This window comes from Streptomyces sp. NPDC096012 (genome assembly GCF_040426375.1).
GTDB lineage: Bacteria > Actinomycetota > Actinomycetes > Streptomycetales > Streptomycetaceae > Streptomyces.
This window is the reverse complement of the sequence record NZ_JBEOTD010000017.1, coordinates 1-25,415: the sequence shown is the minus strand read 5'-3', so window position 1 is coordinate 25,415 and position 25,415 is coordinate 1. Positions and strand designations below refer to the sequence as shown.

The 25,415-nt window shown below is 72.7% G+C and carries 21 protein-coding genes and 1 pseudogene; 11 read left to right on the top strand and 11 right to left on the bottom strand.

The window, feature by feature from the left end:
• Positions 1 to 20 precede the first annotated feature (20 nt).
• The 3 genes and pseudogenes from ABVB68_RS18320 to cobT form a co-directional block, all read right to left on the bottom strand.
• A pseudogene (locus ABVB68_RS18320) lies at positions 21 to 686 on the bottom strand (hypothetical protein); the annotation flags it as partial.
• Positions 687 to 722: 36 nt separating this feature from the next.
• Positions 723 to 2,516: a phosphatidylglycerol lysyltransferase domain-containing protein gene (locus tag ABVB68_RS18315; RefSeq protein ID WP_353602120.1), complete on the bottom strand. Its 1,794-nt coding sequence runs from the start codon at positions 2,514 to 2,516 to the stop codon at positions 723 to 725.
• 540 nt (positions 2,517 to 3,056) lie between these two features.
• On the bottom strand, positions 3,057 to 4,157 hold the full coding sequence (gene cobT / locus ABVB68_RS18310) for a nicotinate-nucleotide--dimethylbenzimidazole phosphoribosyltransferase (RefSeq protein ID WP_353602119.1): 1,101 nt from the start codon (positions 4,155 to 4,157) through the stop codon (positions 3,057 to 3,059).
• A 142-nt stretch (positions 4,158 to 4,299) separates the two neighbouring features.
• On the opposite strand from cobT, the gene ABVB68_RS18305 reads away from it, so the two are divergent.
• Entirely contained in the window at positions 4,300 to 5,277 is a 978-nt protein-coding gene (locus tag ABVB68_RS18305; protein WP_353602223.1) for a class I SAM-dependent methyltransferase, read from the top strand.
• 20 nt (positions 5,278 to 5,297) lie between these two features.
• Here ABVB68_RS18305 and ABVB68_RS18300 read toward each other — a convergent pair whose 3' ends face one another.
• Complete coding sequence (locus tag ABVB68_RS18300) at positions 5,298 to 6,500, bottom strand: bifunctional adenosylcobinamide kinase/adenosylcobinamide-phosphate guanylyltransferase (protein WP_353602118.1); 1,203 nt, start codon at positions 6,498 to 6,500, stop codon at positions 5,298 to 5,300.
• A gap of 598 nt (positions 6,501 to 7,098) precedes the next feature.
• On the opposite strand from ABVB68_RS18300, the gene ABVB68_RS18295 reads away from it, so the two are divergent.
• Positions 7,099 to 7,308 (top strand): hypothetical protein, encoded by a 210-nt coding sequence (locus ABVB68_RS18295; protein WP_353602117.1) that lies wholly within the window; start codon positions 7,099 to 7,101, stop codon positions 7,306 to 7,308.
• Between the two features lie 269 nt (positions 7,309 to 7,577).
• Here ABVB68_RS18295 and ABVB68_RS18290 read toward each other — a convergent pair whose 3' ends face one another.
• From ABVB68_RS18290 to ABVB68_RS18280, 3 genes are all read right to left on the bottom strand, one after another.
• Positions 7,578 to 8,675, bottom strand: coding sequence for a S1C family serine protease (locus ABVB68_RS18290; protein ID WP_353602116.1), 1,098 nt, complete (start codon positions 8,673 to 8,675; stop codon positions 7,578 to 7,580).
• 56 nt (positions 8,676 to 8,731) lie between these two features.
• Positions 8,732 to 9,433, bottom strand: a complete 702-nt coding sequence (locus tag ABVB68_RS18285) for a class I SAM-dependent methyltransferase (RefSeq protein WP_353602115.1) — start codon at positions 9,431 to 9,433, stop codon at positions 8,732 to 8,734.
• 74 nt (positions 9,434 to 9,507) lie between these two features.
• Positions 9,508 to 10,107: a DUF3043 domain-containing protein gene (locus ABVB68_RS18280; protein WP_353602114.1), complete on the bottom strand. Its 600-nt coding sequence runs from the start codon at positions 10,105 to 10,107 to the stop codon at positions 9,508 to 9,510.
• Positions 10,108 to 10,471: 364 nt separating this feature from the next.
• Between ABVB68_RS18280 and ABVB68_RS18275 the strand changes: the two genes are divergently transcribed.
• The 5 genes from ABVB68_RS18275 to ABVB68_RS18255 all read left to right on the top strand — a co-directional run bounded on the left by ABVB68_RS18275 (position 10,472) and on the right by ABVB68_RS18255 (position 16,947).
• Positions 10,472 to 11,269, top strand: coding sequence for a PspA/IM30 family protein (locus ABVB68_RS18275; protein ID WP_353602113.1), 798 nt, complete (start codon positions 10,472 to 10,474; stop codon positions 11,267 to 11,269).
• A 32-nt stretch (positions 11,270 to 11,301) separates the two neighbouring features.
• Positions 11,302 to 11,580: a PspA-associated protein PspAA gene (pspAA, locus tag ABVB68_RS18270; RefSeq protein WP_353602112.1), complete on the top strand. Its 279-nt coding sequence runs from the start codon at positions 11,302 to 11,304 to the stop codon at positions 11,578 to 11,580.
• 157 nt (positions 11,581 to 11,737) lie between these two features.
• On the top strand, positions 11,738 to 12,955 hold the full coding sequence (locus ABVB68_RS18265; RefSeq protein ID WP_353602111.1) for a sensor histidine kinase: 1,218 nt from the start codon (positions 11,738 to 11,740) through the stop codon (positions 12,953 to 12,955).
• Positions 12,952 to 13,629, top strand: coding sequence for a response regulator (locus ABVB68_RS18260; protein ID WP_353602110.1), 678 nt, complete (start codon positions 12,952 to 12,954; stop codon positions 13,627 to 13,629). The genes ABVB68_RS18265 and ABVB68_RS18260 overlap by 4 nt, the downstream gene beginning before the upstream one ends.
• 216 nt (positions 13,630 to 13,845) lie before the next feature.
• Positions 13,846 to 16,947 carry an efflux RND transporter permease subunit gene (locus ABVB68_RS18255; RefSeq protein ID WP_353602109.1) on the top strand — a complete coding sequence of 1,034 codons (3,102 nt, stop codon included), beginning with the start codon at positions 13,846 to 13,848 and terminating at the stop codon, positions 16,945 to 16,947.
• Positions 16,948 to 17,157: 210 nt separating this feature from the next.
• Here the strand turns inward: ABVB68_RS18255 and nadA are convergent, their stop codons facing one another.
• On the bottom strand, positions 17,158 to 18,354 hold the full coding sequence (gene nadA, locus ABVB68_RS18250; protein ID WP_353602108.1) for a quinolinate synthase NadA: 1,197 nt from the start codon (positions 18,352 to 18,354) through the stop codon (positions 17,158 to 17,160).
• Between the two features lie 263 nt (positions 18,355 to 18,617).
• Here nadA and ABVB68_RS18245 point away from each other — a divergent pair, with 263 nt between their 5' ends.
• Positions 18,618 to 18,974 carry an iron-sulfur cluster assembly accessory protein gene (locus tag ABVB68_RS18245; protein ID WP_030582488.1) on the top strand — a complete coding sequence of 119 codons (357 nt, stop codon included), beginning with the start codon at positions 18,618 to 18,620 and terminating at the stop codon, positions 18,972 to 18,974.
• Between the two features lie 94 nt (positions 18,975 to 19,068).
• Here the strand turns inward: ABVB68_RS18245 and ABVB68_RS18240 are convergent, their stop codons facing one another.
• Together ABVB68_RS18240 and ABVB68_RS18235 are read right to left on the bottom strand one after the other, a co-directional pair.
• The gene (locus ABVB68_RS18240; RefSeq protein ID WP_353602107.1) at positions 19,069 to 20,580 is read right to left on the bottom strand and encodes a hypothetical protein; all 1,512 of its coding nucleotides are present in this window, start codon (positions 20,578 to 20,580) and stop codon (positions 19,069 to 19,071) included.
• A gap of 100 nt (positions 20,581 to 20,680) precedes the next feature.
• Positions 20,681 to 20,890 carry a hypothetical protein gene (locus ABVB68_RS18235; protein WP_353602106.1) on the bottom strand — a complete coding sequence of 70 codons (210 nt, stop codon included), beginning with the start codon at positions 20,888 to 20,890 and terminating at the stop codon, positions 20,681 to 20,683.
• 129 nt (positions 20,891 to 21,019) lie between these two features.
• Here ABVB68_RS18235 and ABVB68_RS18230 point away from each other — a divergent pair, with 129 nt between their 5' ends.
• Positions 21,020 to 21,994: a carbohydrate kinase family protein gene (locus tag ABVB68_RS18230; RefSeq protein ID WP_353602105.1), complete on the top strand. Its 975-nt coding sequence runs from the start codon at positions 21,020 to 21,022 to the stop codon at positions 21,992 to 21,994.
• A 434-nt stretch (positions 21,995 to 22,428) separates the two neighbouring features.
• On the opposite strand, the gene ABVB68_RS18225 is transcribed toward ABVB68_RS18230, so the two are convergent.
• Positions 22,429 to 23,805 carry a cysteine desulfurase/sulfurtransferase TusA family protein gene (locus ABVB68_RS18225; protein WP_353602104.1) on the bottom strand — a complete coding sequence of 459 codons (1,377 nt, stop codon included), beginning with the start codon at positions 23,803 to 23,805 and terminating at the stop codon, positions 22,429 to 22,431.
• 300 nt (positions 23,806 to 24,105) lie between these two features.
• On the opposite strand from ABVB68_RS18225, the gene ctaC reads away from it, so the two are divergent.
• Both ctaC and ABVB68_RS18215 read left to right on the top strand, forming a co-directional pair.
• Positions 24,106 to 25,068 carry an aa3-type cytochrome oxidase subunit II gene (gene ctaC, locus ABVB68_RS18220; protein ID WP_353602103.1) on the top strand — a complete coding sequence of 321 codons (963 nt, stop codon included), beginning with the start codon at positions 24,106 to 24,108 and terminating at the stop codon, positions 25,066 to 25,068.
• On the top strand, positions 25,065 to 25,415 hold a 351-nt coding region (locus ABVB68_RS18215; protein ID WP_353602102.1), incomplete at its 3' end, for a cbb3-type cytochrome c oxidase subunit I. The genes ctaC and ABVB68_RS18215, both read left to right, overlap by 4 nt.

Here is a 25,415-nt window from a genome sequence, read left to right as displayed (position 1 = left end):
CGGGACGGCGGCCGCAGGGACGCGCGCGGGCCGCGACCGTACCGGTCCCGCACCGCCACCACCAGGCACAGCGTCCCCACCGCCGACAGCGCGGCCAGATGCTCCTTGCCGGCCAGGTTCTCCTTGACCAGCACCTCCGCGACCATCGCCACGGTCACCGCACCCGTCGTGAGGTAGGCGCCGTACCACCAGCTCCCGAACACCGCGAGGCCGACGACCGCGGCCGACGGACCGGTGTCCACGACCTGCGCGTCGGTCCACGGCAGCCCGAAGGGGGTGTGCGGGCCGAGCCCGATGCCCACGCGCGCGTAGAGCGTGCCGGCGAGCGTGGCGACGTACGCGATGACGAGCGTGCGCCACCAGCCCAGAGACACCTCGGCGATCCCGAACACGAACAGGATCTGCGCGAGCGCACCCCACACCGGCAGGTCCAGCGCGGGCACGAACAGCGACAGCGGAGTGCGCAGCAGGGACGCCCACAGCGGGTCCTCGGCCCGTACGGCGCCCAGGTCCTGCACGGCCTGGAAGCCCCAGGACCGGTTCTGCACGTACTGCAGCAGCGCCGTCAGGCACACCGCCGCGAGCGTCATCGGGAGCGCCCTCAGGCGTCGTGTCAGCAGGGGCTCGCGTACGGAGACGTACAGCGGCCCCCACTCGGCGCGGGCCCAGCGGGCGAGCGTTCCCATCGGCGTTCCTCGTCCGTGTTCCTCGTCCGGGCGGCTCTATCGGTGTGTGTCCAGGTGCCTGCGGTGCAGCCACTTGGGCAGTCCCGGCGCCTCCAGGAACCCCTCCGCGCGGGCCGCGGCGAGGCCGATGCGCAGCAGGTCCGCGCTCTTCTCGAAGAGCAGGAACCGCGGCTCCCAGATGGGCCGGTACTTGGCGTTGGCGCGGTACAGCGACTCGATCTGCCACCAGCGGGAGAAGAAGCTCAGCAGCGACCGCCACAGCCTCAGCACCGGACCGGCACCGAGGCGCGCACCACGTTCGAAGACCGACCTGAAGACGGCGAAGTTGAGAGAGACCTGAGTGATCCCGATCTCGCCGGACCGCCGCAGCAGCTCGATGACCATGAACTCCATCAGCCCGTTGTCGGAGTCGCGGTCGCGCCGCATGAGGTCGAGCGACAGCCCGTTCGGGCCCCAGGGCACGAAGGAAAGCAGGGCCCGCAGCCTTCCGTCGGCGTCCGTGCACTCCAGCATCACGCAGCGGCCGTCATCGGGGTCCGCGAGCCGGCCGAGGGCCATGCTGAAGCCGCGCTCGGTCGCCCCGTCCCGCCAGTCGTCCGCACGCTCGACGAGATACGCCATGGCGTCCGCGCCGATGTCCTCGTGGCGGCGGATGCGCACCTGGTACCCGGCCCGCTTCACCCGGTTGTACGCCTGCCGGACGGTGCGCATCGCCCGTCCCTCCAGCGTGAACTCCGCGACCTCCACGATCGCCTCGTCACCCAGCTCCAGCGCGTCCAGGCCGTGCCGGGCGTAGACGGTGCCGGCCTCCTCGCTCGCCCCCATCACCGCCGGGATCCAGCCGTGGGCGCGGGCCTCGGCGAGCCACGGCACGATCGCCCCCGGCCAGGCCTCCGGGTCCCCGATCGGATCCCCCGAGGCGAGGCTCACCCCGCCGAGCACGCGGTAGGCGACGGCCGCCTTCCCGGTCGGCGACCACACCACGCTCTTCTCCCGGCGCAGCGCGAAATAGCCCAGCGAGTCCCGGTCACCGTGCCGGTCCAGCAGGGCCCGCAGCCGCTTCGCGTCGTCCTCGGTGAGCGGGTCGACGGCCCGGCGGGAGCGGAACGCGGCGTAGAACACGGCGAGGACGAGGCCGGTGCTGAGCACGTTGATCGCCACGTTGGCCCAGTTGGGCGGGTCGATGCCGGGGAAGCGGGCCTCCTCGGCGGCCACCGACACCAGCCGCAGGGTGCCGTAGTGCCAGCGCTCCGGGAAGGTGGAACGGGCCGCGTCGGGAGCCTGGTTGGTGACCGTCACCACCAGCGCGGCCAGCAGCGAGGCGAGCAGGCCGCCGCCGACGGCGACCGTGGCGGCGAGCCGCGGGTTGGACCGGTCGCCCTTGGCGTAGAACTCCCGGCGGCCGACGAGCAGCGCGCCGACGAACGCGGCCGTCAGCGCCAGGGAGATCCAGTTCTGCGGGTACCGCCGGATCTCCGGGAACGCCATGGCGAACGCGAAGAGGGCGAGGAAGGCCCCGCTGAGCGCGAGGTTCAGGATCCACGCCGCCCGCTTGCGGCGCCGCATGGTGACGGCCAGGAACGCGGTGAACACACCGGAGGCGAAGCCGGCGGTCAGCAGGTACGGCGTGAAGAAGTCGTCCTGGTTGTGCCGGCGCACGTCCTGCCCGAGCGAGACCCAGACCGCGCTGAGGAAGTTGATGAAGGCGATGGTCCGCAGGTACCAGACGGCGAAGGCGGCGGCTCTCCGGGAGGCCCGGGTGGACCGCCGGCCCACCTCGTTCGGGCGCGGTTCGGTTGACGACTGTACGGCAATTCGGGCATCTCCCATAAGTGAGGATCATATGGGTGCCGCTCCGGCGAACCTCACCCATCCCGGCCGCAGACCCCGAGTGCATCCCCCGACCACCCGCCCCCCACGACCAGGCCACCCACCGAACCGGCGACGCCGAACCGGCCGTGGCCTGGTCCGCTGGTGGCGCCGAACCGGCCGTGGCCTGGTCCGCTGGTGGCGCCGGTCTGGCCCTGGCCCGGTCCGCCGGCGGCCGTCCGGTCCGCGCACGGTCCGGTGGTGGCGACGGCGGGCGTCCGGTCCTGGCCGGTCCGTCGGTGGCGGCCGTCCGGCCCTGGCCCGGTCCGTCGGCGGCGCCAGTCCGGCCCTGGCCCGGGTCCGGTCAGTCGGCACCCGGCACCCGGCACCCGGCACCCGCACCCGGCCCTCCGCGCCTCACCGCGAAGGCGCCCGGCACCCCGCTTCCCCCCACCGTGCGGCCGTCCCGTACGCGCTCGCCGCCGAACCCCTTCCCACCGCGACGGCGCTCAGCCGAAACCGAAACGGTGGCGGCCGGGCGGTGCCGGACGGGGGCGGCGGTCAGCCCTCTTCCGGCTTCTCCGGGGACGTCTCCGCTTCCGGGGCCGTCCCGGGCTCCGGCTTCTCCGGCAGTTCCGCCGCCAGTGCCGCGGCGGAGCGGACCAGGGGAAGCGCGAGCAGTGCCCCGACGCCCTCGCCGACCTTCACGCCCTGCTCCAGCAGCGGTTCCAGCGCCATCCGGTCCAGCGCCTTCACCTGTGCCGGCTCCCCGCTGTCGTGCCCGGCCAGCCACCAGTCCGGCGCCCGGAAGGCGACCCGCTGCCCGACCAGCGCGCACGCCGCGGCCACCACTCCGTCCAGCACCACCGGCAGCTTCCGCACCGCGCACTGCAGCAGGAACCCGGTCATCGCCGCGAGATCGGCGCCGCCCACGGTCGCCAGCAGCTGCAACTGGTCCCCGAGCACCGGCCGGGCCCGCCGCAGCGCGTCCCGGATCGCCGCGCACTTGCGCATCCACGCCAGGTCGTCGATGGCGAGCCCGCCCCGCCCGGTCACCACGGACGCGTCGGTCCCGCACAGCGCCGCGACGAGCACCGCGGCCGCCGTGGTCCCGCCCACGCTGATGTCGCCGAGCACCACCAGGTCGGTCCCCGAGTCGGCCTCCTCGTCGGCGAGCGCCACGCCCGCCAGCAGGGCCGCCTCGGCCTCGTCCAGGGTGAGCGCGTCCTCGATGTCGATACGGCCGCTGCCCCGCCGCACCCGATGCCGTACGACGTCCTCGGGGAAGGCGTCCGGATCGCAGTCCAGGGCCAGGTCCACGACGCGCACGGGAACGTCCAGCCGCCGCGCGAGCACCGCGACCGGGCTCGCCCCCTCCAGCACCGCCCGCACCAGCTGCTCCGCGCTGCCCGCGGGCCGCGCCGAGACGTCGAGAGCGGCGACGCCGTGGTCGCCGGCGAAGAGCACCACGCGCGGCCGTTCCACCGGCCGGACCGGCACGGCGCCCTGCGCGGCCGCCAGCCACTCGCCCAGTTCGTCGAGGCGTCCCAGAGCCCCGGGCGGCACGATCTGGCGCTCTCGCCGGGCCTCGGCGTCACGGCGCACGCCCCCGTCCGGGCGCTCGATCAGATCGGTGAAGTCGTCCAGATCAATCCTGCTCATTCGCCGAACAGTACAGCCGGCGAACGAACGTATCGGTGCCAGATGGCCACCACGCCGCCACGTCGTCGTTGCACCGAAGATCGGTATCCCATACGTTCCGGTTTGCAGCGGAATGTCGCAGAGGGAGCCGCCCATGCCGACCATGTCCTCCCGGCCGTACGTCACCCCGGACACCACCGACACGTTCCAGGAGCCGCGCCGCGAGAACTGCCCCTGGTGCGGTTCCACACGGCTGCGGACCCGGGTGCGGGCGAGCGACCCGCTGCGGCACCGGCCGGGCAGGCACGTCCTCGACCGGTGCCGTGACTGCGCCCACACCTTCCAGAACCCCCGGCTCTCGGCCGAGGGACTCGCCTTCTTCCACCGGGACTTCTACGAACGGCACCTGGAGGAGTTCACCGCCCGGATCCTGTCCGACGGCGCGGTCCGCCGCCGGCACCGTGCCACCGCGTACAAGCTGTCGGCCCTGCCCGAGCCGGAGAGCTGGCTGGACGTGGGCACCGGACACGGCCACTTCCCCGAGGCGGCGAAGGAGTTCTTCCCCTACACCAGTTTCGACGGCCTGGACCCCACCGCCCGGGTGGAACAGGCGCAACTGGAGGAGCGCATCGAGGAGGCCCACCGCGGCTACCTCATGACCCCGGGCACGGCGGCCAGGCTGCGCGCCCGCTACGACGTGATCACCATGTTCCACCACCTGGCGCACGCCCCCGATCCGCGCGCCGAACTCCGCGCGGCCCTCACGGCGCTGCGCCCCGGCGGCCACCTGGTCGTCGAGGTCCCGGACCCGCGCTGCGCGTTCGCCGTCCTGCTCGGCAGGTGGTGGTTCCCGTACGGCCAGCCCCGCCATCTGCACCTGCTGCCGCCGGCCAACCTGCGCGCGGAACTGGAGAACCTGGGCTGCACGGTGCTGGTGACGGACCGCAGCGCCCCGCACATCCCCTACGACCTGGCCGGGGCGCTCACCCTGGCCCTGGCCCACGTCCATCCGCTGATGAGGGCGATCGCGGCGCCACTGCTCGACCTGGCCGCGATCGTGGACCACACCCTGGCCCCCCTGCTCCGCCGCACCCCCTTCTCCAACGCCTACCGGATCGTGGCACGCAAGGACACCGGCTGACGGGGCGCGCGTGGCGCCGCTCAGCCGCGCAGCACCAGCGCCTGTCCGGCGACGATCAGCAGCACCTGCTCGCACTCGTCCGCGAACACCGCGTTCAGCCGCCCGAGTTCGTCCCGGTACCGGCGGCCCGAGGCGGTCGCCGGCACGATGCCCGAGCCCACCTCGTTCGAGACCGCCACCACGGTCCGCGTCGTGCACCGCAGTGCCTGCGCCAGTTCCCGCACCCGCTCCCGCAGCGCCTTCTCGCCCCCGCCGGCCCACTCCGCGTCGTCCCACGCCCCCACCGCGTCCATGGCGTCCGTCAGCCACAGCGAAAGACAGTCGATCAGCAGCGGCGGCCCGTCCTGCGCCAGCAGCGGCACCAGGTCCGTCGTCTCGGTCGTACGCCACGACCCCGGCCGCCGCTCCCGGTGCACGGCCACCCGCGCCGCCCACTCGGTGTCCCCGCCGCGCGTCCCGCCGGTCGCCACGTACAGCACGTCCGGGAAGGCCTCCAGGCGGCGTTCGGCCTCCACCGACTTCCCCGAGCGCGCTCCTCCCAGCACCAGTGTCCGGCGCGGCACGTCCGGCACCTCCTCGTACGCCCCGACCGTCAGCGTCGTACCGTCCGGCACCGCGCGCGCCCCGGCCGCCGCGAGCCGCCGCCGCAACTCCGGGCCGGGCGGCACGTCATGGTCGAGGTGGACGGCGATCACGTCCGTGGCCGGGCCCACGGAACCGACCGCCCGCAGCCGGGCGAGCGCGTCCGGGCGGCCCACCACGTCGGCCAGGACCATGTCGTACGACTCCGCCGTCGCCTCCTCGAGGCCCGCCGGGGCTCCGCCCGGCGGCAGATACAGCAGCCGCTGCCCGTCCGGCCCGGTCACCGCGTACCCGGTGCCGCCCGCGTCCATCGCCAGCGCCCGCACCCGATGCCCCGTCAGCAGCGCCAACTCCCGCCCGTCCGGCACCCGCCCCGGCTGCGGCAGCCCGGCCGGCACCTCCACCGCGGGGCCGTCGTGCGGGTGCGACATCAGCACCTGCGCCACCCCGCCCAGCGAACGGCCCGCACGCGCCGCCGCGAACGCCGCCCCCGGCGTCAGGTCGAGCAGCAGCGCCCCGTCCACGAGCGCCGCCGTCGCCGCCCGCGCGTCCGGTCCGAGAGCGCGCGCACAGGCGGCGCAGGGGCAGCCGGGCCGGGGCAGTCCGGACGGGGCACCGGTACCGAGCAGAGTGATTTCCACGCACCGATTTTCACCCGGCACACCGGGTTGTGCGCACCGGCGGCCCCGGAGGGACGCCGGGTCGGGGTTGCGCGACGGAGGAGGCGGGATCCGTACGGCGTGTCAGGTGCCCCGGGGGCGCAGCGTCCGGGTCCGGACGTCAGGTCGGGGGTTCCGGCACGGCGACCGTGGGGGGTTGCGCCGTGGTGCGCGGGCGGGCCGGGGGGTCGCGGACGGTGGGTCGGGGGTTCCGGGACGGGGGCCGTGGGGGGTTGCGCCGTGGTACGTGGGCGGGTCGGGGTGCCGGGGACGGTGGGCTGGGGGTTCCGGCACGGCGACCGTGGGGGGTTGCGCCGTGGTGCGCGGGGTGGTCGGGGTGCCGAGGGCGGTGGGTCGGGGGTTCCGGGACGGGGGCCGTGGGGGGTTGCGCCGTGGTACGTGGGCGGGTCGGGGTGCCGGGGACGGCGGGCCCGGGGGTTCCGGGACGGCGGCCGTCGGCGGCTGTGCCGCGGTGGCGGGGCCCGGTCCCCCCGAGCCCGCGGCCGATCCACGCCCTCTCACCTCCGGCCCGGTGGAGCGCATACCCTGCGGGGAGGAGTTGGATCACAAGGAGGCCCACATGACGGCATGGACGTGGCGGTTCGAGAAGGCCGACGGGACGGAGGTCCAGCCCGCGGTGCAGCCCGAGGAGTTCACGACGCAGGGGGATGCCGAGTCCTGGATCGGCGAGCACTGGAAGGCGTTGCAGGACGGCGGGGCCGACCAGGTGCTGCTGTTCGAGGAGGGCTCCCAGATCTACGGGCCGATGAGCCTGCACGCCGACGCCTAGCGGCCCCCGGGGGGCCGTGTACAGCGGCTCACGCATGCCGGGGAAGGGCTGGACCCGTCTCACGCATGCCGGGGAAGGGCTGGACCCGGCTCGCCCATGTCGGGGAAGGGCTGGTCCGGCTCGCCCATGCCGGGGAAGGGCCCAAGGGCCGTACTCGGCTCGCGGATGCGGGAAGGAGGCCGCACCCAGCGGCTCGCGGATGCGGGGAGGGGCCGTACCCAGGAAAGGGGCACGTGCCCCTTCCCCGCTCTCCTCGCTGCCCGCTTTCCTCACTGCTCGCCCAGCGTCACCTCGACCGTCTTCGAGACGCCGTTGCGCTGGTACGTCACCGACGTGCGCTCGCCCGGCCTTTCCGCCGCCAGTGCCTCCGCCAGGGAGGTGAGGGAGGTGACGGGCCGGTCGCCGACCTTGGTGATGATGTCGCCGGGCCGCAGCCCCGCCCGGTCGGCGGCATCGCCCTTGCGGACGGTGACCACCGCCGCCCCGGCCGGCTGGTAGGACGTGTCCACGACCGTCCGCGCGGTGATGCCCAGCGCGGCCCGCCCGGAGTCGACGACCTTGCCCTGCCTCACGATCTGCTCGGCGACCGTCCGCACCATCGACGCCGGGATGGCGAAGCCGATACCGGCCGCCGCGCTGCCCAGGTGGGGGTCGGCCGCCGCGAGCGTCGGGATGCCGATGACCCGCCCGTCGAGGTCGACCAGGGCGCCGCCGCTGTTGCCCGGATTGATGGCCGCCGACGTCTGCACCATGTTCGCGATGGTGGCGCCCGTGCCGCCGTCGCTCTCCCCCTCGCTGACGGTCCGTCCGGTCGCCGAGACGATGCCCTGGGTCACGCTGGACGACAGCCCGAGCGGCGACCCCATGGCCAGCACGATCTGGCCGACCTCGACCTTCTCGGAGTTCCCGAGCACCGCCGGCTTCAGCCCGGCCGGCACCTTGTCCAGACGGATCACCGCGAGATCCTGCTCGGGGTAGGAGTAGACCAGGCTCGCGCGGAGCGGCTCCTCCTTGTTGGCCGTGGTCACCTGGAAGGTCTTCTCGCTGCCGACCACGTGCGCGTTGGTGACGATGTGCCCGTTGCCGTCGAACACCACCCCGGATCCCAGGTCGCCGCTCGCCTGGATCTGCACGACCGACGGCAGGACCTCCTTGATGACCTTCTTGTACCGGTTCTCCAGGTCGTCCGCGGCCATCGGCGCGGCCGCCCGGGTGGCCGCCGCGGTGTCCTGCCCGGTCGGCGCGGTGGACCCGGTGCAGCCGGCGGCGAGGCCCGCGCAGCACACCAGCGCCACGGCGCGGCCGGCCGTCCCGGGGGCACGGCCCGCCACGCGCCGGCCGAGGGCGTGGATGGGGGAAGTGTGCATGTCCCGAGTCTCACCGCACGGTGATCGTGCGGCCCGCGCTGTTGCCCCGAACGGGGTCAGCCCCGTACGCCGCACAGGTGCAGCAGTGCCGCCACCCCGCGGTAGGGGTCGGTCCGCCCGGCCCGTTCCTCGGCCGCGAGCAGCGCTTCCAGGTCCTCGGGGATCTCCGCGTCGTCCGCCGCCGTGTCCGTGAAGACCCGTACGCCGTACCAGGCGCGCAGGGGTGCCGCGATGCCGGCGAGCGTGGCGGTGAGCGAGGCCAGCCGGTCGGCGCGCACGTCCAGACCGAGGCGGTTGCGATAGGCGGTGGTGTCGAACGCCGCGAGCGCGCCGGACCAGTCCCCGGACAGGCCCGGCCGCATCGCGAGGGCGTCGCCGTTGCGCACGAGGAGCGACAGCAGCCCGCCGGGGGCGAGCATCCGGGCCAGGCCCGCCACCAGCGGGTCGGGCTCCTCGACGTACATCAGCACGCCGTGGCAGAGCACCACGTCGAAGCTGCCGGGCAGGAAGTGCACCCCGGTGTCGCGCCCGTCGCCCTGCACCAGCCGGACCCGGGCACGGATGCCCTCCGGCTGCCCGGCCAGGGCATCGCGCGCGGCGGCGATCATGGTCGCGTCCTTCTCGACCCCGGTCACCTGATGGCCGAGCCGGGCCAGCCGCAGCGCCTGCGTGCCCTGGCCCATGCCGACGTCGAGCACCCGCAGCCGCTGCCCGACCGGGAACCACCCGGCTATCTGCTCGTCGAGCTGCCGGGCCACCAGCTCCTGGCGTACGACGTCACGCAGCCCGCCCAGCCAGGCACCGGCCGCGCCCTCGGTGAAGGCGTCTGCGCTCAGGGCCGCTCTCCGCGCTTGACCTGCGGCTTCGGCAGCCGGAGCCGGCGCATCTGCAGGGAACGCATCAGGGCGTAGGCGACCGCGCCGCGCGTGTTCTGGTCCGGGAAGCGCTCCTTGAGCCGCTTGCGCAGACGGAAGCCGCTGACCGCCGAGTCCAGGACGATCAGCACGATCACGATCAGCCACAGCAGCAGCGCGATGCTCTGGATCGACGGCACCCGCACCACGCTCAGCACGAGGATCACCACGGCGAGCGGCAGGAAGAACTCCGCCACGTTGAACCGCGAGTCCACCCAGGCACGGGCGAACTTGCGGACCGGGCCCTTGTCCCGGGCCGGGAGGTAGCGCTCGTCGCCGCTGGCCAGCGCCGCGCGCTGGCGGGCCAGCGCCTCGCGCCGGTCCTCGCGCTGGCGCTTCGAGGCCTCCTTGCGGTTCGTCGGGGTGTGGGCCACGCTGCGGCGCTGGGACTGGGCCTCACTGCGCTTGGGCGTGGGCCTGCCCTTCGGGGCCTGCGGGTGGCGGGTCTGCTTGGAGAGGGTCACCTGCGCCTTGTCGGCGGTCTGGGCCTTCTCTTCCTTGGCACGGCTACGGAACACAAAACCCAAGGGTAAGCGCTGCACCGGCGTGCACCCCAGCCCGGACGGGAACGATCCCGCAACGCCGGACGTCTGTAGGGGGACAGAGGGGATGTTCCGGGGAGGTTCCGGAGAAGGTCCGAGGGAGGTGCGCCGGGGTCCGGGCGAGGTCCGCCCGAGTGCCGGGCGGGGTCCGCGAGGGGTCCGGCCGGGTTCCCGTGAGGGGCCGCCTACTCCCTGGGCCGGAGCGGAACCGACCGCAGTCGTCCTTGGGGATGAGCGCATCACTCCCCGAACAGTGCGGTAATGGTTGCAGGGCCCGTACTGTGGGTTCTGTCGCAGGATCTGTGAGCTGGAGTCCGTCAGAAGGGGGCGCGCGAAGCCCATGAGCGGTGTCATGAAGCGTATGGGGATGATCTTCCGCGCGAAGGCGAACAAGGCCCTTGACCGGGCCGAGGACCCGCGCGAGACCCTCGATTACTCGTACCAGAAGCAGCTCGAGCTGCTGCAGAAGGTGCGCCGCGGCGTCGCCGACGTGGCGACCAGCCGCAAGCGCCTGGAACTCCAGCTCAACCAGTTGCAGCAGCAGTCCACCAAGCTGGAGGACCAGGGCCGCAAGGCGCTCGCGCTCGGCCGTGAGGACCTGGCCCGCGAGGCCCTGTCCCGGCGCGCCGCCCTGCAGCAGCAGGTGACGGACCTGGAGACGCAGCACACGACCCTCCAGGGCGAGGAGGAGAAGCTCACCCTGGCGGCCCAGCGCCTCCAGGCCAAGGTGGACGCCTTCCGCACGAAGAAGGAGACCATCAAGGCGACGTACACCGCCGCCCAGGCCCAGACCCGCATCGGCGAGGCCTTCTCCGGCATCTCCGAGGAGATGGGCGACGTCGGCCTGGCCATCCAGCGCGCCGAGGACAAGACGCAGCAGCTCCAGGCCCGCGCCGGCGCCATCGACGAACTGCTCGCCTCCGGTGCCCTCGACGACCCCTCCGGCATGGCCAAGGACGACATCGCGGCCGAGCTGGACCGCCTCTCCGGTGGTACGGATGTAGAGCTGGAACTGCAGCGCATGAAGGCCGAGCTGGCCGGAGGCTCGCCGCAGCAGGCGATCGAGGGCGGCACCGGCACCGGCCAGGCGCAGTCCCAGCAGCAGCCGCAGGACACCCCGCGCTTCGACAAGCAGTAGCCCGGCGCCGGGCCCGAGCCGAGGAGGCCGACGTGATCGTACGGATCATGGGGGAGGGCCAGGTGAAACTGGACGACTCCCACTTCGCCGAGCTGAACAAGCTGGACGACGACCTGCTGGCGGAGGTGGAGAACGGCGACGAGCCCGGCTTCCGGCGCACGCTCAGCGCTCTCCTGGACGCCGTCCGCCGGCTCGGCACCCCCCTGCCCGACGACGCGCTGGAGCCCTCCGAGCTGATCCTTCCGGCGGCCGACGCCTCGCTGGCGGAGGTCCGCGCCCTGCTCAGCGACGAGGGCCTGATCCCCGGCTGACCCGGTCCCGCGGGTCGGTCCAGGGTGAACAGCACCTCGACGGGCCGGTACCCGGCGTCGCCGTCCCGGGAGTACGGGGCGTACGGATCGCCGTTGTCGTCGGCCGCCCGGCACCGGTGGTACGGGCGCTGACAAAACACCCGTACTGTTCACTACCGTGAGCACTCTCGAACGTGCCCGGTGTGGTCTGAAGGCGCACCCGCTCGCGCTGGACGCGGCCATCGCCGCCGGGGTGCTGGTGTGCATGGTCGTCGGCTCCTTCGTCGTGCCGAAGGACGGGCACGGTGTCTCCTGGGGCGTCCGCAGCCCCGACCCCGTCAGCCTGCTGCTGATGACGCTCGCCGCGGTGGCGCTCGTCTTCCGGCGCCGCGTACCCAAGACGGTCCTCGCCGTCACCGGCGCGCTCTCCGTGATCGAGTCCGTCACCCGCGACCCCCGCGCGCCCGTCGCGATGTCCGCCGTCATCGCGCTCTACACCGTCGCCTCGGCCACCGACCGCACCACGACCTGGCGGGTCGGCCTGCTCACCATGACCGTGCTGACGGCGGCCGCCATGCTCGGCGGCCCCCTGCCCTGGTACGCGCAGGAGAACCTCGGCGTGCTCGCCTGGACCGGCATCGGCGCCACCGCCGGGGACGCCGTCCGCAGCCGCCGGGCGGTCGTGCAGGCCATCCGGGAACGCGCCGAGCGCGCCGAACGCACCCGGGAGGAGGAGGCCCGCCGCCGGGTCGCCGAGGAGCGGCTGCGCATCGCCCGCGACCTGCACGACGTCGTGGCCCATCACATCGCGCTGGTCAACGTGCAGGCGGGCGTCGCCGCGCACGTCATGGACAAACGGCCCGACCAGGCCAAGGAGGCCCTCGGCCACGTCCGCGAGGCCAGCCGCAGCGCCCTGAACGAACTGCGGGCCACCGTCGGCCTGCTCCGCCAGTCCGGCGACCCCGAGGCCCCCACCGAACCCGCCCCCGGGCTCAGCCGGCTGGAGGAGCTGGCCGGCACCTTCCGCAGCGCGGGACTGCCGGTGCGGGTGGCCCGCGGCGACCAGGGCACCTCCCTGCCGGCCGCCGTCGACCTGGCCGCCTACCGGATCGTCCAGGAGGCCCTGACGAACGTGCAGAAGCACGCAGGCGAGACCGAGGCCGAGGTCAGCGTCGTACGCGTCGGACCGAACCTCGAGGTCACCGTCCTCGACGACGGCGCGGGCGAGACCGCGGCACCCGGCACCGGGGGCGGCCACGGCCTGCTCGGCATGCGCGAGCGGGTCACCGCCATCGGCGGCACCCTGACCACCGGACCCCGCTACGGCGGCGGCTTCCGCGTGCATGCGATCCTGCCCGTCGAGACCCGTACGACGGCCCAGGGGGAGCCCGCATGACCATCCGTGTCCTGCTCGCCGACGACCAGGCACTGCTGCGCAGCGCGTTCCGCGTGCTGGTCGACTCCGAGCCCGACATGGAAGTGGTGGGGGAGGCCTCCGACGGCGCCCAGGCGGTCCGGCTGGCCAAGGAGACGGCCCCCCACGTCGTCCTCATGGACATCCGCATGCCCGGCACCGACGGCCTCGCCGCCACCCGCATGATCAGCGCCGACCCCTCCCTCGCGCACGTCCGCGTGGTCATCCTGACCACCTTCGAGGTCGACGACTACGTCGTACGGTCGCTGCGCGCGGGCGCCTCCGGATTCCTCGGCAAGGGCAGCGAGCCGGAGGAACTGCTGAACGCCATCCGGATCGCCGCGGGCGGGGAGGCCCTGCTCTCCCCGGCGGCCACCAAGGGGCTGATCGCCCGCTTCCTCGCACAGGGCGACGACGACGGCCTCGACCCGGCCCGCTCCGAGCGCCTGAACGCGCTCACCGGCCGGGAGCGGGAGGTGCTGGTGCAGGTCGCCGGCGGCCACTCCAACGACGAGATCGCCGAGCGCCTGGAGGTCAGCCCGCTGACCGTGAAGACGCACGTCAACCGGGCCATGTCGAAGCTCGGCGCCCGGGACCGGGCGCAGCTCGTGGTGATCGCGTACGAGTCGGGGCTGGTACGTCCGAGGACGGACTGATCTCCACCCGCGCGTACTGCGCGCGGAGTAGGGGCGGTACGAGGAACTGGACCTGGGGCCTACAGATCGGCCCTCCGGCATGGCTCAGGGTGGTGCCGTGGGCGCTGACCTGTGCGTCCCGTCGTCGCCTTTCCCGGGTACGGAGCCCGTTCCCCGCGCCCGTTCGCTCCCCACCGGGCAGCGCTTGTGCCGCTCACAGAAGAGAGACCCCGATCCATGTCCTGGCTGTCGAGATTCAGCCTCGCGCAACGCGCCCTCGTCGGGCTCGTGTCGCTCATCGCGCTCGTCTTCGGGCTGATCGCGATACCCCAGATCAAGCAGCAGCTGCTGCCCACCATCGAACTTCCCATGGTGTCGGTGATCGCGCCGTACCAGGGCGCCTCGCCCGACGTGGTCGAGAAGCAGGTCGTCGAGCCCATCGAGGACAACCTGCAGGCCGTCGACGGCGTCACCGGGGTCACCTCCACCGCCAGTGAGGGCAACGCCGTCATCATGGCGTCCTTCGACTACGGCAACGACACCAAGCGGCTCGTCTCCGACGTCCAGCAGGCCGTCAACCGGGCCCGCAACCGGCTCCCCGACGGCGTCGACCCGCAGATCGTCTCCGGTTCCACCGACGACATGCCGACCGTGGTCCTCGCCGTCACCTCCGGCAAGGACCAGCAGGCCCTCGCCGACCAGCTGGACAGGACGGTCGTCCCGACCCTGAAGGACATCGACGGCGTCGGCCGGGTCCAGGTCATGGGCGTACGCGACCTCCAGGTCACCGTCACCCCGGACGACGCGAAGCTGGCGCGGGCGGGTCTGACCCCCGCCGCCCTCGGCCAGGCCCTGCAGGCGGGCGGCGCGATCGTCCCGGCCGGTTCCTTCGACGAGAACGGCGCCAACCGCACCGTCCAGGTCGGCGGCGGCTTCACCTCCCTGGGGCAGATCCGGGACCTGATGGTCACCGGCGGGGCCGGCGGCAAGCCCGTGCGCCTCGGGGCCGTGGCCACCGTCGAGGAGCGGCCCGCCCCGGCCGACTCCATCACCCGCACCGACGGCCGGCCCAGCCTCGCCGTCAACGTCACCATGGACCACGACGGCAGCGCGGTCTCCATCTCGAACGCCGTCGAGGACAAGCTGCCCGGGCTGCGCAAGGACCTCGGCGCGGGCTCGGAGCTGACGGTCGTCAGCGACCAGGGCCCGGCCGTGTCCAAGTCCATCAAGGGCCTGACCACCGAGGGCGCCCTCGGCCTGCTCTTCGCGGTCCTGATCATCCTGGTCTTCCTGGCCTCGATCCGCTCCACGCTGGTCACCGCGGTGTCCATCCCGCTGTCCATCGTGCTCGCGCTGATCGTGCTGTGGACGCGCGGCCTGTCGCTCAACATGCTCACGCTCGGCGCGCTGACGATCGCCATCGGCCGGGTCGTCGACGACTCGATCGTGGTCCTGGAGAACATCAAGCGGCACCTCGGCTACGGCGAGGAGCGCAGGGAGGCGATCCTGACCGCCGTGCGCGAGGTGGCCGGCGCCGTCACCTCCTCCACCCTGACCACGGTCGCCGTGTTCCTGCCGATCGGCCTCGTCGGCGGCATGGTGGGCGCCCTGTTCGGCTCGTTCAGCATCACCGTGACGGCGGCCCTGCTGGCCTCCCTGCTCGTCTCGCTGACGGTCGTCCCGGTCCTGTCGTACTGGTTCCTGCGGGCCCCGAAGGGCACCCCGGGGGACGCCGAGGAGGCCCGCCGCAAGGCCGAGCGGAAGGAGGCGGACAGCCGTCTGCAGCGCGCCTACGTCCCCGTCCTGCGCTTCGCGACGCGCCGCCGCCTCACCAGCGTGCTGATCGCGATCGTCGTCCTGGTGGTCACGTTCGGCATGGCCGGACTGCTGAAGACCAACTTCTTCGACCAGGGCGATCAGGAGGTCCTCACGGTCAGGCAGAAGCTGCGGCCGGGCACCAGCCTCGCGGCGACGGACGCCCGGGCGAAGAAGGTGGAGAAGCTGCTCGCCTCCACCGAGGGCGTCAAGGACTACCAGGTCACCGTCGGCTCCTCCGGCTTCATGGCGGCCTTCGGCGGCGGCACGGACACCAACCAGGCGTCGTACCAGGTGATGCTGAAGGACGCGGCGTCGTACGAGGACGTCCAGCGGCGCATCGAGGACGGCCTGAAGAAGATCGAGGGCGCCGGGACGACCACCGTGTCCGCCGGTGACGGCTTCGGCAGCCAGGACCTGCGCGTCGTGGTGAAGGCCGCCGACCCCCGGGCGCTGCGCACGGCCGCCGAACAGGTCCGCTCCGCGGTCGCCGGACTCGACCACGTCACGGACGTCAGCAGCGACCTCGCGACGAGCGTGCCGCGGATCTCGGTCAGGGCCGACGCCAAGGCGGCCGCGGCCGGGTTCGACGACCAGAAGCTGGGCGCCGCGGTCGCCCAGGCGGTACGCGGTACGACGGCCTCCAAAGCGGTCCTCGACGACACCGAGCGCGACGTCGTCGTGAAGTCGGCCCAGCCCGCGACCACGCTGGCCCAGCTGAGGAAGCTGCGCCTCGGCCCGGTGAAGCTCGCCGACATCGCCACGGTGAAGCTGGTGGACGGCCCGGTGTCGATGACCCGGATCGACGGGCAGCGCGCGGCGACGATCACGGCCAAGCCGACCGGGGACAACACCGGCGCGGTCAGCGCCGCGCTGCAGTCGCGGATCAAGGCCCTCCATCTGCCGGCGGGCGCCGAGGCCGAGATCGGCGGCGTCTCCTCCGACCAGGACGACGCGTTCAAGAACCTGGGCCTGGCCATGCTGGCGGCGATCGCGATCGTCTTCATGCTCCTGGTGGCGACGTTCCGCTCGCTGGCCCAGCCGCTGATCCTGCTGGTCTCCATCCCGTTCGCGGCCACGGGCGCGATCGGTCTGCTGGTCGCCACCGGCACCCCGATGGGCGTCCCGGCGATGATCGGCATGCTGATGCTGATCGGCATCGTGGTGACCAACGCGATCGTGCTGATCGACCTGATCAACCAGTACCGCAGGCAGGGGCACGGCGTCGTCGAGGCCGTGATCGAGGGCGGCCGGCACCGGCTGCGCCCGATCCTCATGACGGCCCTGGCGACGATCTTCGCCCTGCTCCCGATGGCCCTGGGCGTCACCGGCGAGGGCGGTTTCATCGCCCAGCCGCTGGCCGTGGTCGTCATCGGCGGTCTGATCACGTCCACCCTGCTGACGCTGCTGCTGGTGCCGACCCTCTACGCGATGCTGGAGCTGCGCAAGGAGCGCCGCGTCCGGAAGCGGGCGGCCAAGCGGGAGGGCGTCCAGCCGGAGACGCGCGAACCGGCGGGCGTCTGACCACACCGCGAACCGGCGGGCGTCCGAACGCGTCGAGACCCGGGGGTGTCCGAACACACCGCGACACCCTCGCCCGGCACAAGACCCGACGGGCGTCCGAACGCACCGAGGCCCGGCGGGTCTTGACCGGCGGAGGCCCGGCGGGGTGTCGAACGCACCGAGGCCCGGCCCCCTCACCAGGGGGCCGGGCCTCGGCCATTGACCGGAGTGCTACGGCAGCGCCAGCATCCGCTCCAGCGCCAGCTTCGCGAACGCCTCGGTCTCCTTGTCGACCTCGATCCGGTTGACCAGGTTGCCCTCGGCCAGGGACTCCAGGGCCCAGACCAGGTGGGGCAGGTCGATGCGGTTCATGGTCGAGCAGAAGCAGACCGTCCGGTCGAGGAAGACGATCTCCTTGCCCTCGGGCGCGAAACGATTCGCCAGTCGGCGGACCAGGTTCAGCTCCGTGCCGATGGCCCACTTGGAGCCGGCCGGGGCCGCTTCCAGGGCCTTGATGATGTACTCGGTCGAGCCGACGTAGTCCGCCGCGGCCACGACCTCGTGCCGGCACTCGGGGTGGACGAGCACGTTCACGCCGGGGATGCGCTCGCGCACGTCGTTCACCGAGTCCAGGCTGAACCGGCCGTGGACCGAGCAGTGCCCGCGCCACAGGATCATCTTCGCGGCGCGCAGCTCCTCGGCCGTCAGCCCGCCGTTCGGCTTGTGCGGGTTGTAGACCACGCAGTCGTCCAGCGACATGCCCATGTCCCGGACGGCGGTGTTGCGCCCCAGGTGCTGGTCGGGCAGGAAGAGGACCTTGGTGGTCGAGGGATCGCCCTGCTCGAAGGCCCAGTCGAGGGCGCGCTTGGCGTTCGACGAGGTGCAGATCGTGCCGCCGTGCTTGCCGGTGAAGGCCTTGATGTCGGCGGAGGAGTTCATGTACGACACCGGCACCACCTGCTCGGCGATCCCGGCCTCGGTCAGGACGTCCCAGCACTCGGCGACCTGCTCGGCCGTCGCCATGTCGGCCATGGAGCAGCCGGCGGCGAGGTCGGGCAGGACCACCTTCTGGTCGTCGGACGTCAGGATGTCCGCCGACTCGGCCATGAAGTGCACGCCGCAGAAGACGATGTACTCGGCCTCCGGGCGGGCGGCCGCGTCCCGGGCAAGCTTGAAGGAGTCGCCCGTGACGTCGGCGAACTGGATGACCTCGTCGCGCTGGTAGTGGTGGCCGAGCACGAAGACCTTGTCGCCGAGCTTCTCCTTGGCCGCGCGGGCGCGCATCACCAGGTCGGGGTCCGACGGTGACGGCAGGTCACCGGGACACTCGACGCCCCGCTCGCTCTTCGGGTCGGCCTCGCGGCCGAGCAGCAACAGGGCGAGCGGAGACGGCTGCACGTCGAGCTCCGGGGTCTGGGCGGTGGTCACGACACACACCCTTTCTACTTTTCGTCTAACTGACGCTATCTATCATATCCGCTTCACGTCACTTTGACGACGGCCATAGCGTCCCTGTGACGTGAATCCCGCCCGGCGCCCTCTTCCGGCCGCTGCCGATGCCGCCGGGCGTGTGCGAGCATGAAGAAAGAACGAAAAACGCGTCCATGCGAATGCCCGGCCGGAATGAATCCGCGCATGTGCCGGTTGCACTCGTCGGCAAGCAGTCTCCGTACAACCCGGGAGAGATGTAGATGTCCGTATCGGACGAGACCAGCACCGTCACCGACGGCATCATCCTGTCCGACGCCGCCGCGGCGAAGGTCAAGGCCCTGCTCGACCAGGAAGGCCGTGACGACCTGGCCCTGCGCGTCGCCGTTCAGCCCGGCGGCTGCTCCGGCCTGCGCTACCAGCTCTTCTTCGACGAGCGTTCCCTCGACGGCGATGTCGTCAAGGACTTCGGCGGCGTCAAGGTCGTCACCGACCGCATGAGCGCCCCGTACCTGGGTGGCGCGTCCATCGACTTCGTGGACACCATCGAGAAGCAGGGCTTCACGATCGACAACCCGAACGCGACCGGCTCCTGCGCCTGCGGCGACTCCTTCAGCTGAGCCCCACGGGTCATGACGGACCGGTCCACACGGCCCGGCAAGAAGGCGGCGGTCCCCGGCACGGGGGCCGCCGCCTTCGTGTGTCCGGGCGGTTTCAGCGGGCCTGCGGCCGCAGCGCCCCCGGACGGGACCGGGCGATCCGCGCGCCGTCGGCGCCGACCACCGCCCGCCCGTCCAGCGGCGCCTCCAGCCGTACGGTCTTCACGTACTCCTTGGCCATCAGCACGCACACCTTGTCCGGCCAGGGCTTCTCGGTGACGGTGACCGTCACCCGGGCGCCGCTCTCCGCGGCCGACACCGTGTAGTCGGCGCACACCCCGCCGAAGAAGCTCACGGTCAGCCTCCGGCCGTCCGCCGCGTAGCCGCTCACCTTCACGTCCCGGCTCTTCGGGGCGGCGGTCGGCTCCGTCGAGGGCCCGGACCGGCCGGGCGCCGCCAGGTACTTCGGGTCGACCGCCGGATGCGTCACGGTGAAGGCGTCCGCCGCCCCCGGCCCACGCACCCGGAACAGCCAGGACGGCACCAGCGTCTGCCGCCCGCCGACCGAGTGAGCGGCCAGGCCGAACACCGCCTTCTCGACCGTGACCGGGTCCGCCGACCGCTTGGGCGCCCCCGTGGACGCGCCGCACGGCTGCTCCAGCCGGTCCTTCGCCGGCACCGCGGTGGCGCAGCCCCCGATCCCCATCCGGTGGCCGCTCCCCGCCGCCCCGTTCATCAGCCGCAGCGTCCTCGCCGCGCTCAGCACGGGGTACGTGGCCCCCTTCGCGGGCGCGGCGAGCAGCCCGTGGCCGCCGACCGGTTCACCCTGCCTGCCGATCGTCAGCCCGGTGGTCCAGCCATACGTCGGCAGCCCGCCGACCACCGGATCGGCGTTGACCACGCGCTGGGTGCCCAGCACCTGGCCGGCATCGGTCTTCGCGTCGTCCAGCCCGGCCGCCTTCAGCACCGGCGCCGCCGCCCGCACCGCCTCCCGCACGCCGATCGCGCCGCCGGTGGGGCCCATCGGGTCGTGCGCGCACAGGGGCCCCTTCCCGCAGTCGTCGGTGCCCGGCGCGTACCTGCTGTAGGTCCAGTCGCCCGGCGCGTCCCGGTTCACCCGCAGGACCGGGCCGGAGCCGTCCTTGCCGCCGACCCGCCAGTTCCGTCCCTCGGCCACCGGAGTCGCGGCCATGCCGAGCGCCTTCGCCAGCCGGGCCACGGCGTCCTTGCCGACCTCGCCCCCCGGTGTGTACACCGGCGCCGATCCGGGCCCGTCGGGCAGTTCGCCCGGCGCCACGTACCGCGTGCCGTTCGGGTCGGGTTCCCCGGGCGCGATGCCCTCGGTGCCCGCCGAGCCGCCGTCCAGCGCCAGCGGCGGGGGAGTGCCGCGCCCTCCGGAGGGCCCCGCGGGCGCGCCGGCGTCCGCGCCGCCGCCCGTGGCCAGGAACGCGCCGCCGCCGACCAGCAGCACCGCGGCCGCCACCGAGGCGACGACCATCGGTGAGCGGCGCCGGCCGGACCGCTCACCGGGGTCCGCGTCGCCGACTCGCGGTTCCCGCGCCGCGACTTCCCCGGAAGTCTCCGGCACCTCCGCGTCACCGGAGTTCTCAGGCCGCTCGGTGTTCACCGCATCGCTCCTCGCTGGATCGTGTCCCGGTCCCCTCGGCGGGGGACGGCGATGGGACGCGGGAGGCGAGCGTGCGGTTCCCGGGACTGCGCCGTACGGGTCAGTCGCCGTAGTCCGACATCGCGTCCAGCAGCCGGGCGGAGCGGGCCGGCACCCGCACCCCGTGGATCAGGGACGGGGGCACCGGACGCGCCGCGGCCCGCTCGGGAACCGCCCAGTGCGGAGCCATCCGGGCACAGTCACCGCGCAGCGCGGCGAGGTCGCCGTCGTACTCGGCGGGTCGGCTGGAGTCGGCCTCGGGATTCATCATGAGCGCACCGTAGGCACGCTCGGGGCCGCGAAGAAAGAGCTACTATCGGGTAGTTTTGCCAGCTTCAGTGGCGCCGCGCGAACGGGTAGCGTGAACTGTCAATCCCGCCTCCCGCAGGAGAATGCCGTCGTGCGCATCGCAGTCACCGGCTCCATCGCCACCGACCACCTCATGACCTTCCCCGGCCGATTCGCCGAGCAGTTCGTCGCGGACCAGCTGCACACGGTCTCGCTCTCGTTCCTGGTCGACAATCTGGACGTGCGCCGGGGCGGTGTGGGCGCGAACATCGCCTTCGGCATGGGCCAGCTCGGCACGGCGCCGATCCTGGTCGGTGCCGCCGGCTTCGACTTCGACGAGTACCGGGCCTGGCTCGACCGGCACGGCGTGGACACCGAGTCCGTCCGCATCTCCGAGACCCTGCACACCGCCCGCTTCGTGTGCACCACGGACGCCGACCACAACCAGATCGGCTCCTTCTACACCGGTGCCATGAGCGAGGCGCGCCAGATCGAGCTGAAGACCGTCGCCGACCGCGTCGACGGCCTCGACCTGGTCCTGATCGGCGCGGACGACCCGGAGGCGATGCTCCGCCACACGGAGGAGTGCCGCTCCCGGAACATCCCGTTCGCCGCCGACTTCTCCCAGCAGATCGCCCGCATGGAGGGCGAGGAGATCCGGATACTGCTGGACGGCGCGACGTACCTCTTCTCGAACGAGTACGAGAAGGGGCTCATCGAGTCCAAGACCGGCTGGAGCGACGCCGAGATCCTGTCCAGGGTCGGCCACCGCGTCACCACGCTCGGCTCGCAGGGCGTGCGCATCGAGGGCGTCGGCGAGGACCCGATCGAGGTCGGCTGTGCGGAGGAGGAGCGCAAGGCGGACCCCACCGGCGTCGGCGACGCCTTCCGTGCCGGGTTCCTGTCCGGCCTGGTGTGGGGTGTCTCCCTGGAGCGGGCCGCGCAGGTCGGCTGCATGCTGGCGACGCTGGTCATCGAGACGGTGGGCACGCAGGAGTACCAGCTGCGCCGGGGGCACTTCATGGAGCGGTTCACCAAGGCGTACGGGGAGTCGGCGGCCGATGAGGTGCGGGGGCATCTGCGCTGAGGCCGGCGGGGGCGTGCGGCTGTCTCCGGGGCGCCGCTGTTCGGGTGCGGTGTCTTGGGGCGCCGTTGTTCGGGTGCAGGTGAGTGGGGGCTGGTCGCGCAGTTCCCCGCGCCCCTGATGGGGCTGCGCCCCGGACCCCTGATGGGGCTGCGCCCCGGACCCCTGATGGGGCTGCGCCCCGGACCCCTGACGGGGGTGTGCCTCGGGTTGGGGGCGGGTCGTTGTTCGGGTGCGGGTGTGTGGGGGCTGGTCGCGCAGTTCCCCGCGCCCCTGATGGGGCTGCGCCTCGAGCCCACGGCGGGGGTGTGCCTCGGGTTGGGGGCGGGGCGTTGTTCGGGTGCGGGTGTGTGGGGGCCGGTCGCGCAGTTCCCCGCGCCCCTGACGGGGCTGCGCCCCGGGCCCCTGGCGGGGCTGCGCCCCCCTGCGTGGGCGTGTCAGGTTGTTCGGCGGACCAGGTAGGCCGTGCCCCGGTCGGCCGGTTCCTCGCCGATGTACTGCTGGTTCCGCATCTCGCACCATGCCGGGATGTCCAGGCGGGCGGCCTCGTCGTCCGAGAGGATGCGGACCGTGCCGCCCACCGGTACGTCCCCGATCACCTTCGCCAGCTCGATGACCGGGATGGGGCAGCGCTTGCCCAGGGAGTCGACGACGAGTTCCGCGGGGCGCGTCCGGACGGCCGGTGCCGGCGCCCCCAGCTTCTCCCGGACGGCCGCCACCGCCCCCGGCAGCACCTCCAGGAACCGCTCCACGTCCGCCTCCGCCGCCCCCATCGGCAGCGAGACGCGCACGTTGCCCTCGCTCAGCACACCCATCGCCCGCAGCACATGGCTGGGCGTCAGCGTGCTGCTGGTGCAGGAGGACCCGGAGGAGACGGAGAAACCCGCCCGGTCCAGCTCGTGCAGCAACGCCTCCCCGTCGACGTACAGACAGGAGAAGGTGACGATCCCGGGCAGCCGGCGCTCGGGATCGCCGACCACCTCCACGTCGGCCACGACCCGCGGCACCCGCGTGCGGATCCGCTCCGTCAGCTCCCGCAGCCGTACCGCCTCCCGGGCCGCCTCGGCCCGCACCGCGCGCAGGGAGGCCACGGCCGCCACGATCGCCGGGATGTTCTCGAACCCCGGGGCCCGCCCCGACTCCCGCTCGTCCACCGGGCCTTGGGCGGCGAACCGCACCCCCTTGCGGACGACGAGCAGCCCGACCCCCGACGGCCCGCCCCATTTGTGCGCACTCGCCGCGAGCAGCGACCAGTCGCCCCCGACCGGCCCCCAGCCCAGCGACTGCGCCGCGTCCACCAGCAACGGCACCCCGGCCGCCCGGCAGATCTCGGCCACCGCGGCCACCGGCTGGACGGTGCCCACCTCGTGGTTGGCGGACTGCAGAACGGCCAGCGCCGTGTCCTCGCGGAGCGCGGCCGCGTAGTCCGCCGCCGCGACGGCTCCCGTCCGGTCCACCGCCACCCGGGTGACCGTCCCGCCCGCCGCCTCGAACACCTCGGCCGAATGGAGTACGGAGGAGTGTTCGACGGCGGACACGATCAGGTGGCGTCCCACCCGCCGCCGCCCGGCCAACGCCCCGGCGACCCCCGTATGGACGGCCCGGCTCCCGGACGGGGTGAACACCACCTCGTCCGCCCGGCACCCGACGGCCTCCGCGGCGGCCTCCCGTGCGGCGTCCAGCAGCATGCGGGCCTTGCGCCCCTCCCGGTAGAGCCGGGCGGGGTCGGCCCATCCCTCGTCCAGCGAGGCCAACAGCGCCTGACGGGCCACGGGGTGGAGGGGAGCGGCCGAGGCGGCATCGAAGTAGGACACAGGGCAACCGTAAGACTTCGGTGAACGCGACCGCGCCCGGGGCGCGGGGAACGGCGCGACCAGCCACGACGCACCCCGCATCCGCACGCCGAACCATGACAACCCCAGCTATTGGGCGCCCAATCCAACCCCTTCGGAGTGACCGGCGGCGCGTATGCCCCCCTCCCCGCGAACCCTCCGAGAGCGTCGGCTAGGGTTTGGTCCGCATAAACATCCAAACCCCTGCCCGACGCAGGGCGGCGACCGACCAGCGAGAAGGCCGCGCCGACCGCGCGGGCGAGACTCTCGGGAAGGCGCTACGTGAGTCCCAACGGCTCCGACCGCTCGCCGCGGCGCCCGATGCGGCGGAAGCTGCTGCAGGCACTGACCGCGGGCCTGGTCCTGGCGACCGCTACCGGTTGCACATACAAGGACTTCCCCCGCCTTGGTATGCCCACCCCGACCACGGAAGAGGCTCCGCGGATCCTCTCCCTCTGGCAGGGCTCCTGGGCTGCCGCGCTCGCCGTCGGCGTGCTGGTGTGGGGCCTGATCCTGTGGAGCGCCATGTTCCACCGGCGCAGCCGCACCAAGGTCGAGGTACCTCCGCAGACTCGGTACAACATGCCGATCGAGGCCCTGTACACGGTGGTCCCGATCATCATCATCTCGGTGCTCTTCTACTTCACCGCCCGGGACGAGTCCAAGCTGCTCAGCCTCACCGACAAGAAGCCCGAGGTCACGGTCAACGTGGTCGGCTTCCAGTGGAGCTGGGGCTTCAACTACGTCGAGAACGTCCCCGGCTCCACCGGTGACGCCAAGACCGACAAGAACCTGGACGCGATCCCGAACCGGTACAAGGACGCCTTCCCGGCGAACGCCGGCGGTGTCTACGACGTCGGTACGCCCGGCACGCGGAACCCGCAGACGGGCAACCCCGGTCCGACGCTCTGGCTCCCCAAGGGCAAGACGGTCCGCTTCGTCCTGACCTCTCGTGACGTCATCCACTCCTTCTGGGTGGTGCCGTTCCTGATGAAGCAGGACGTCATCCCGGGCCACACCAACGCCTTCCAGGTGACCCCCAACCAGGAGGGCACCTTCCTCGGCAAGTGCGCAGAGCTCTGCGGCGTCGACCACTCAAGGATGCTGTTCAACGTGAAGGTCGTCTCCCCCGAGCGCTACCAGCAGCACCTCAAGGACCTCGCCAAGAAGGGGCAGACCGGTTACATTCCCGCCGGCATCGCGCAGACGAGCCACGAGAAGAACCGGGAGACGAACAACCTGTGAGCATCCTCAATGAACCCCAGGGTGCCGCGGCAGCTGAGGACTCGTACGAGAACGAGCTGCCGGTCAGGCGCAAGCAGCCCGGCAACGTCGTGGTGAAGTGGCTGACGACCACCGACCACAAGACGATCGGGACGCTCTATCTGGTCACGTCGTTCGCGTTCTTCCTGATCGGTGGCGTGATGGCGCTGCTGATGCGCGCCGAGCTGGCCCGGCCGGGGCTGCAGTTCATGTCGAACGAGCAGTTCAACCAGGCGTTCACGATGCACGGCACGATCATGCTGCTGATGTTCGCGACGCCGCTGTTCGCCGGCTTCACGAACTGGATCATGCCGCTGCAGATCGGTGCG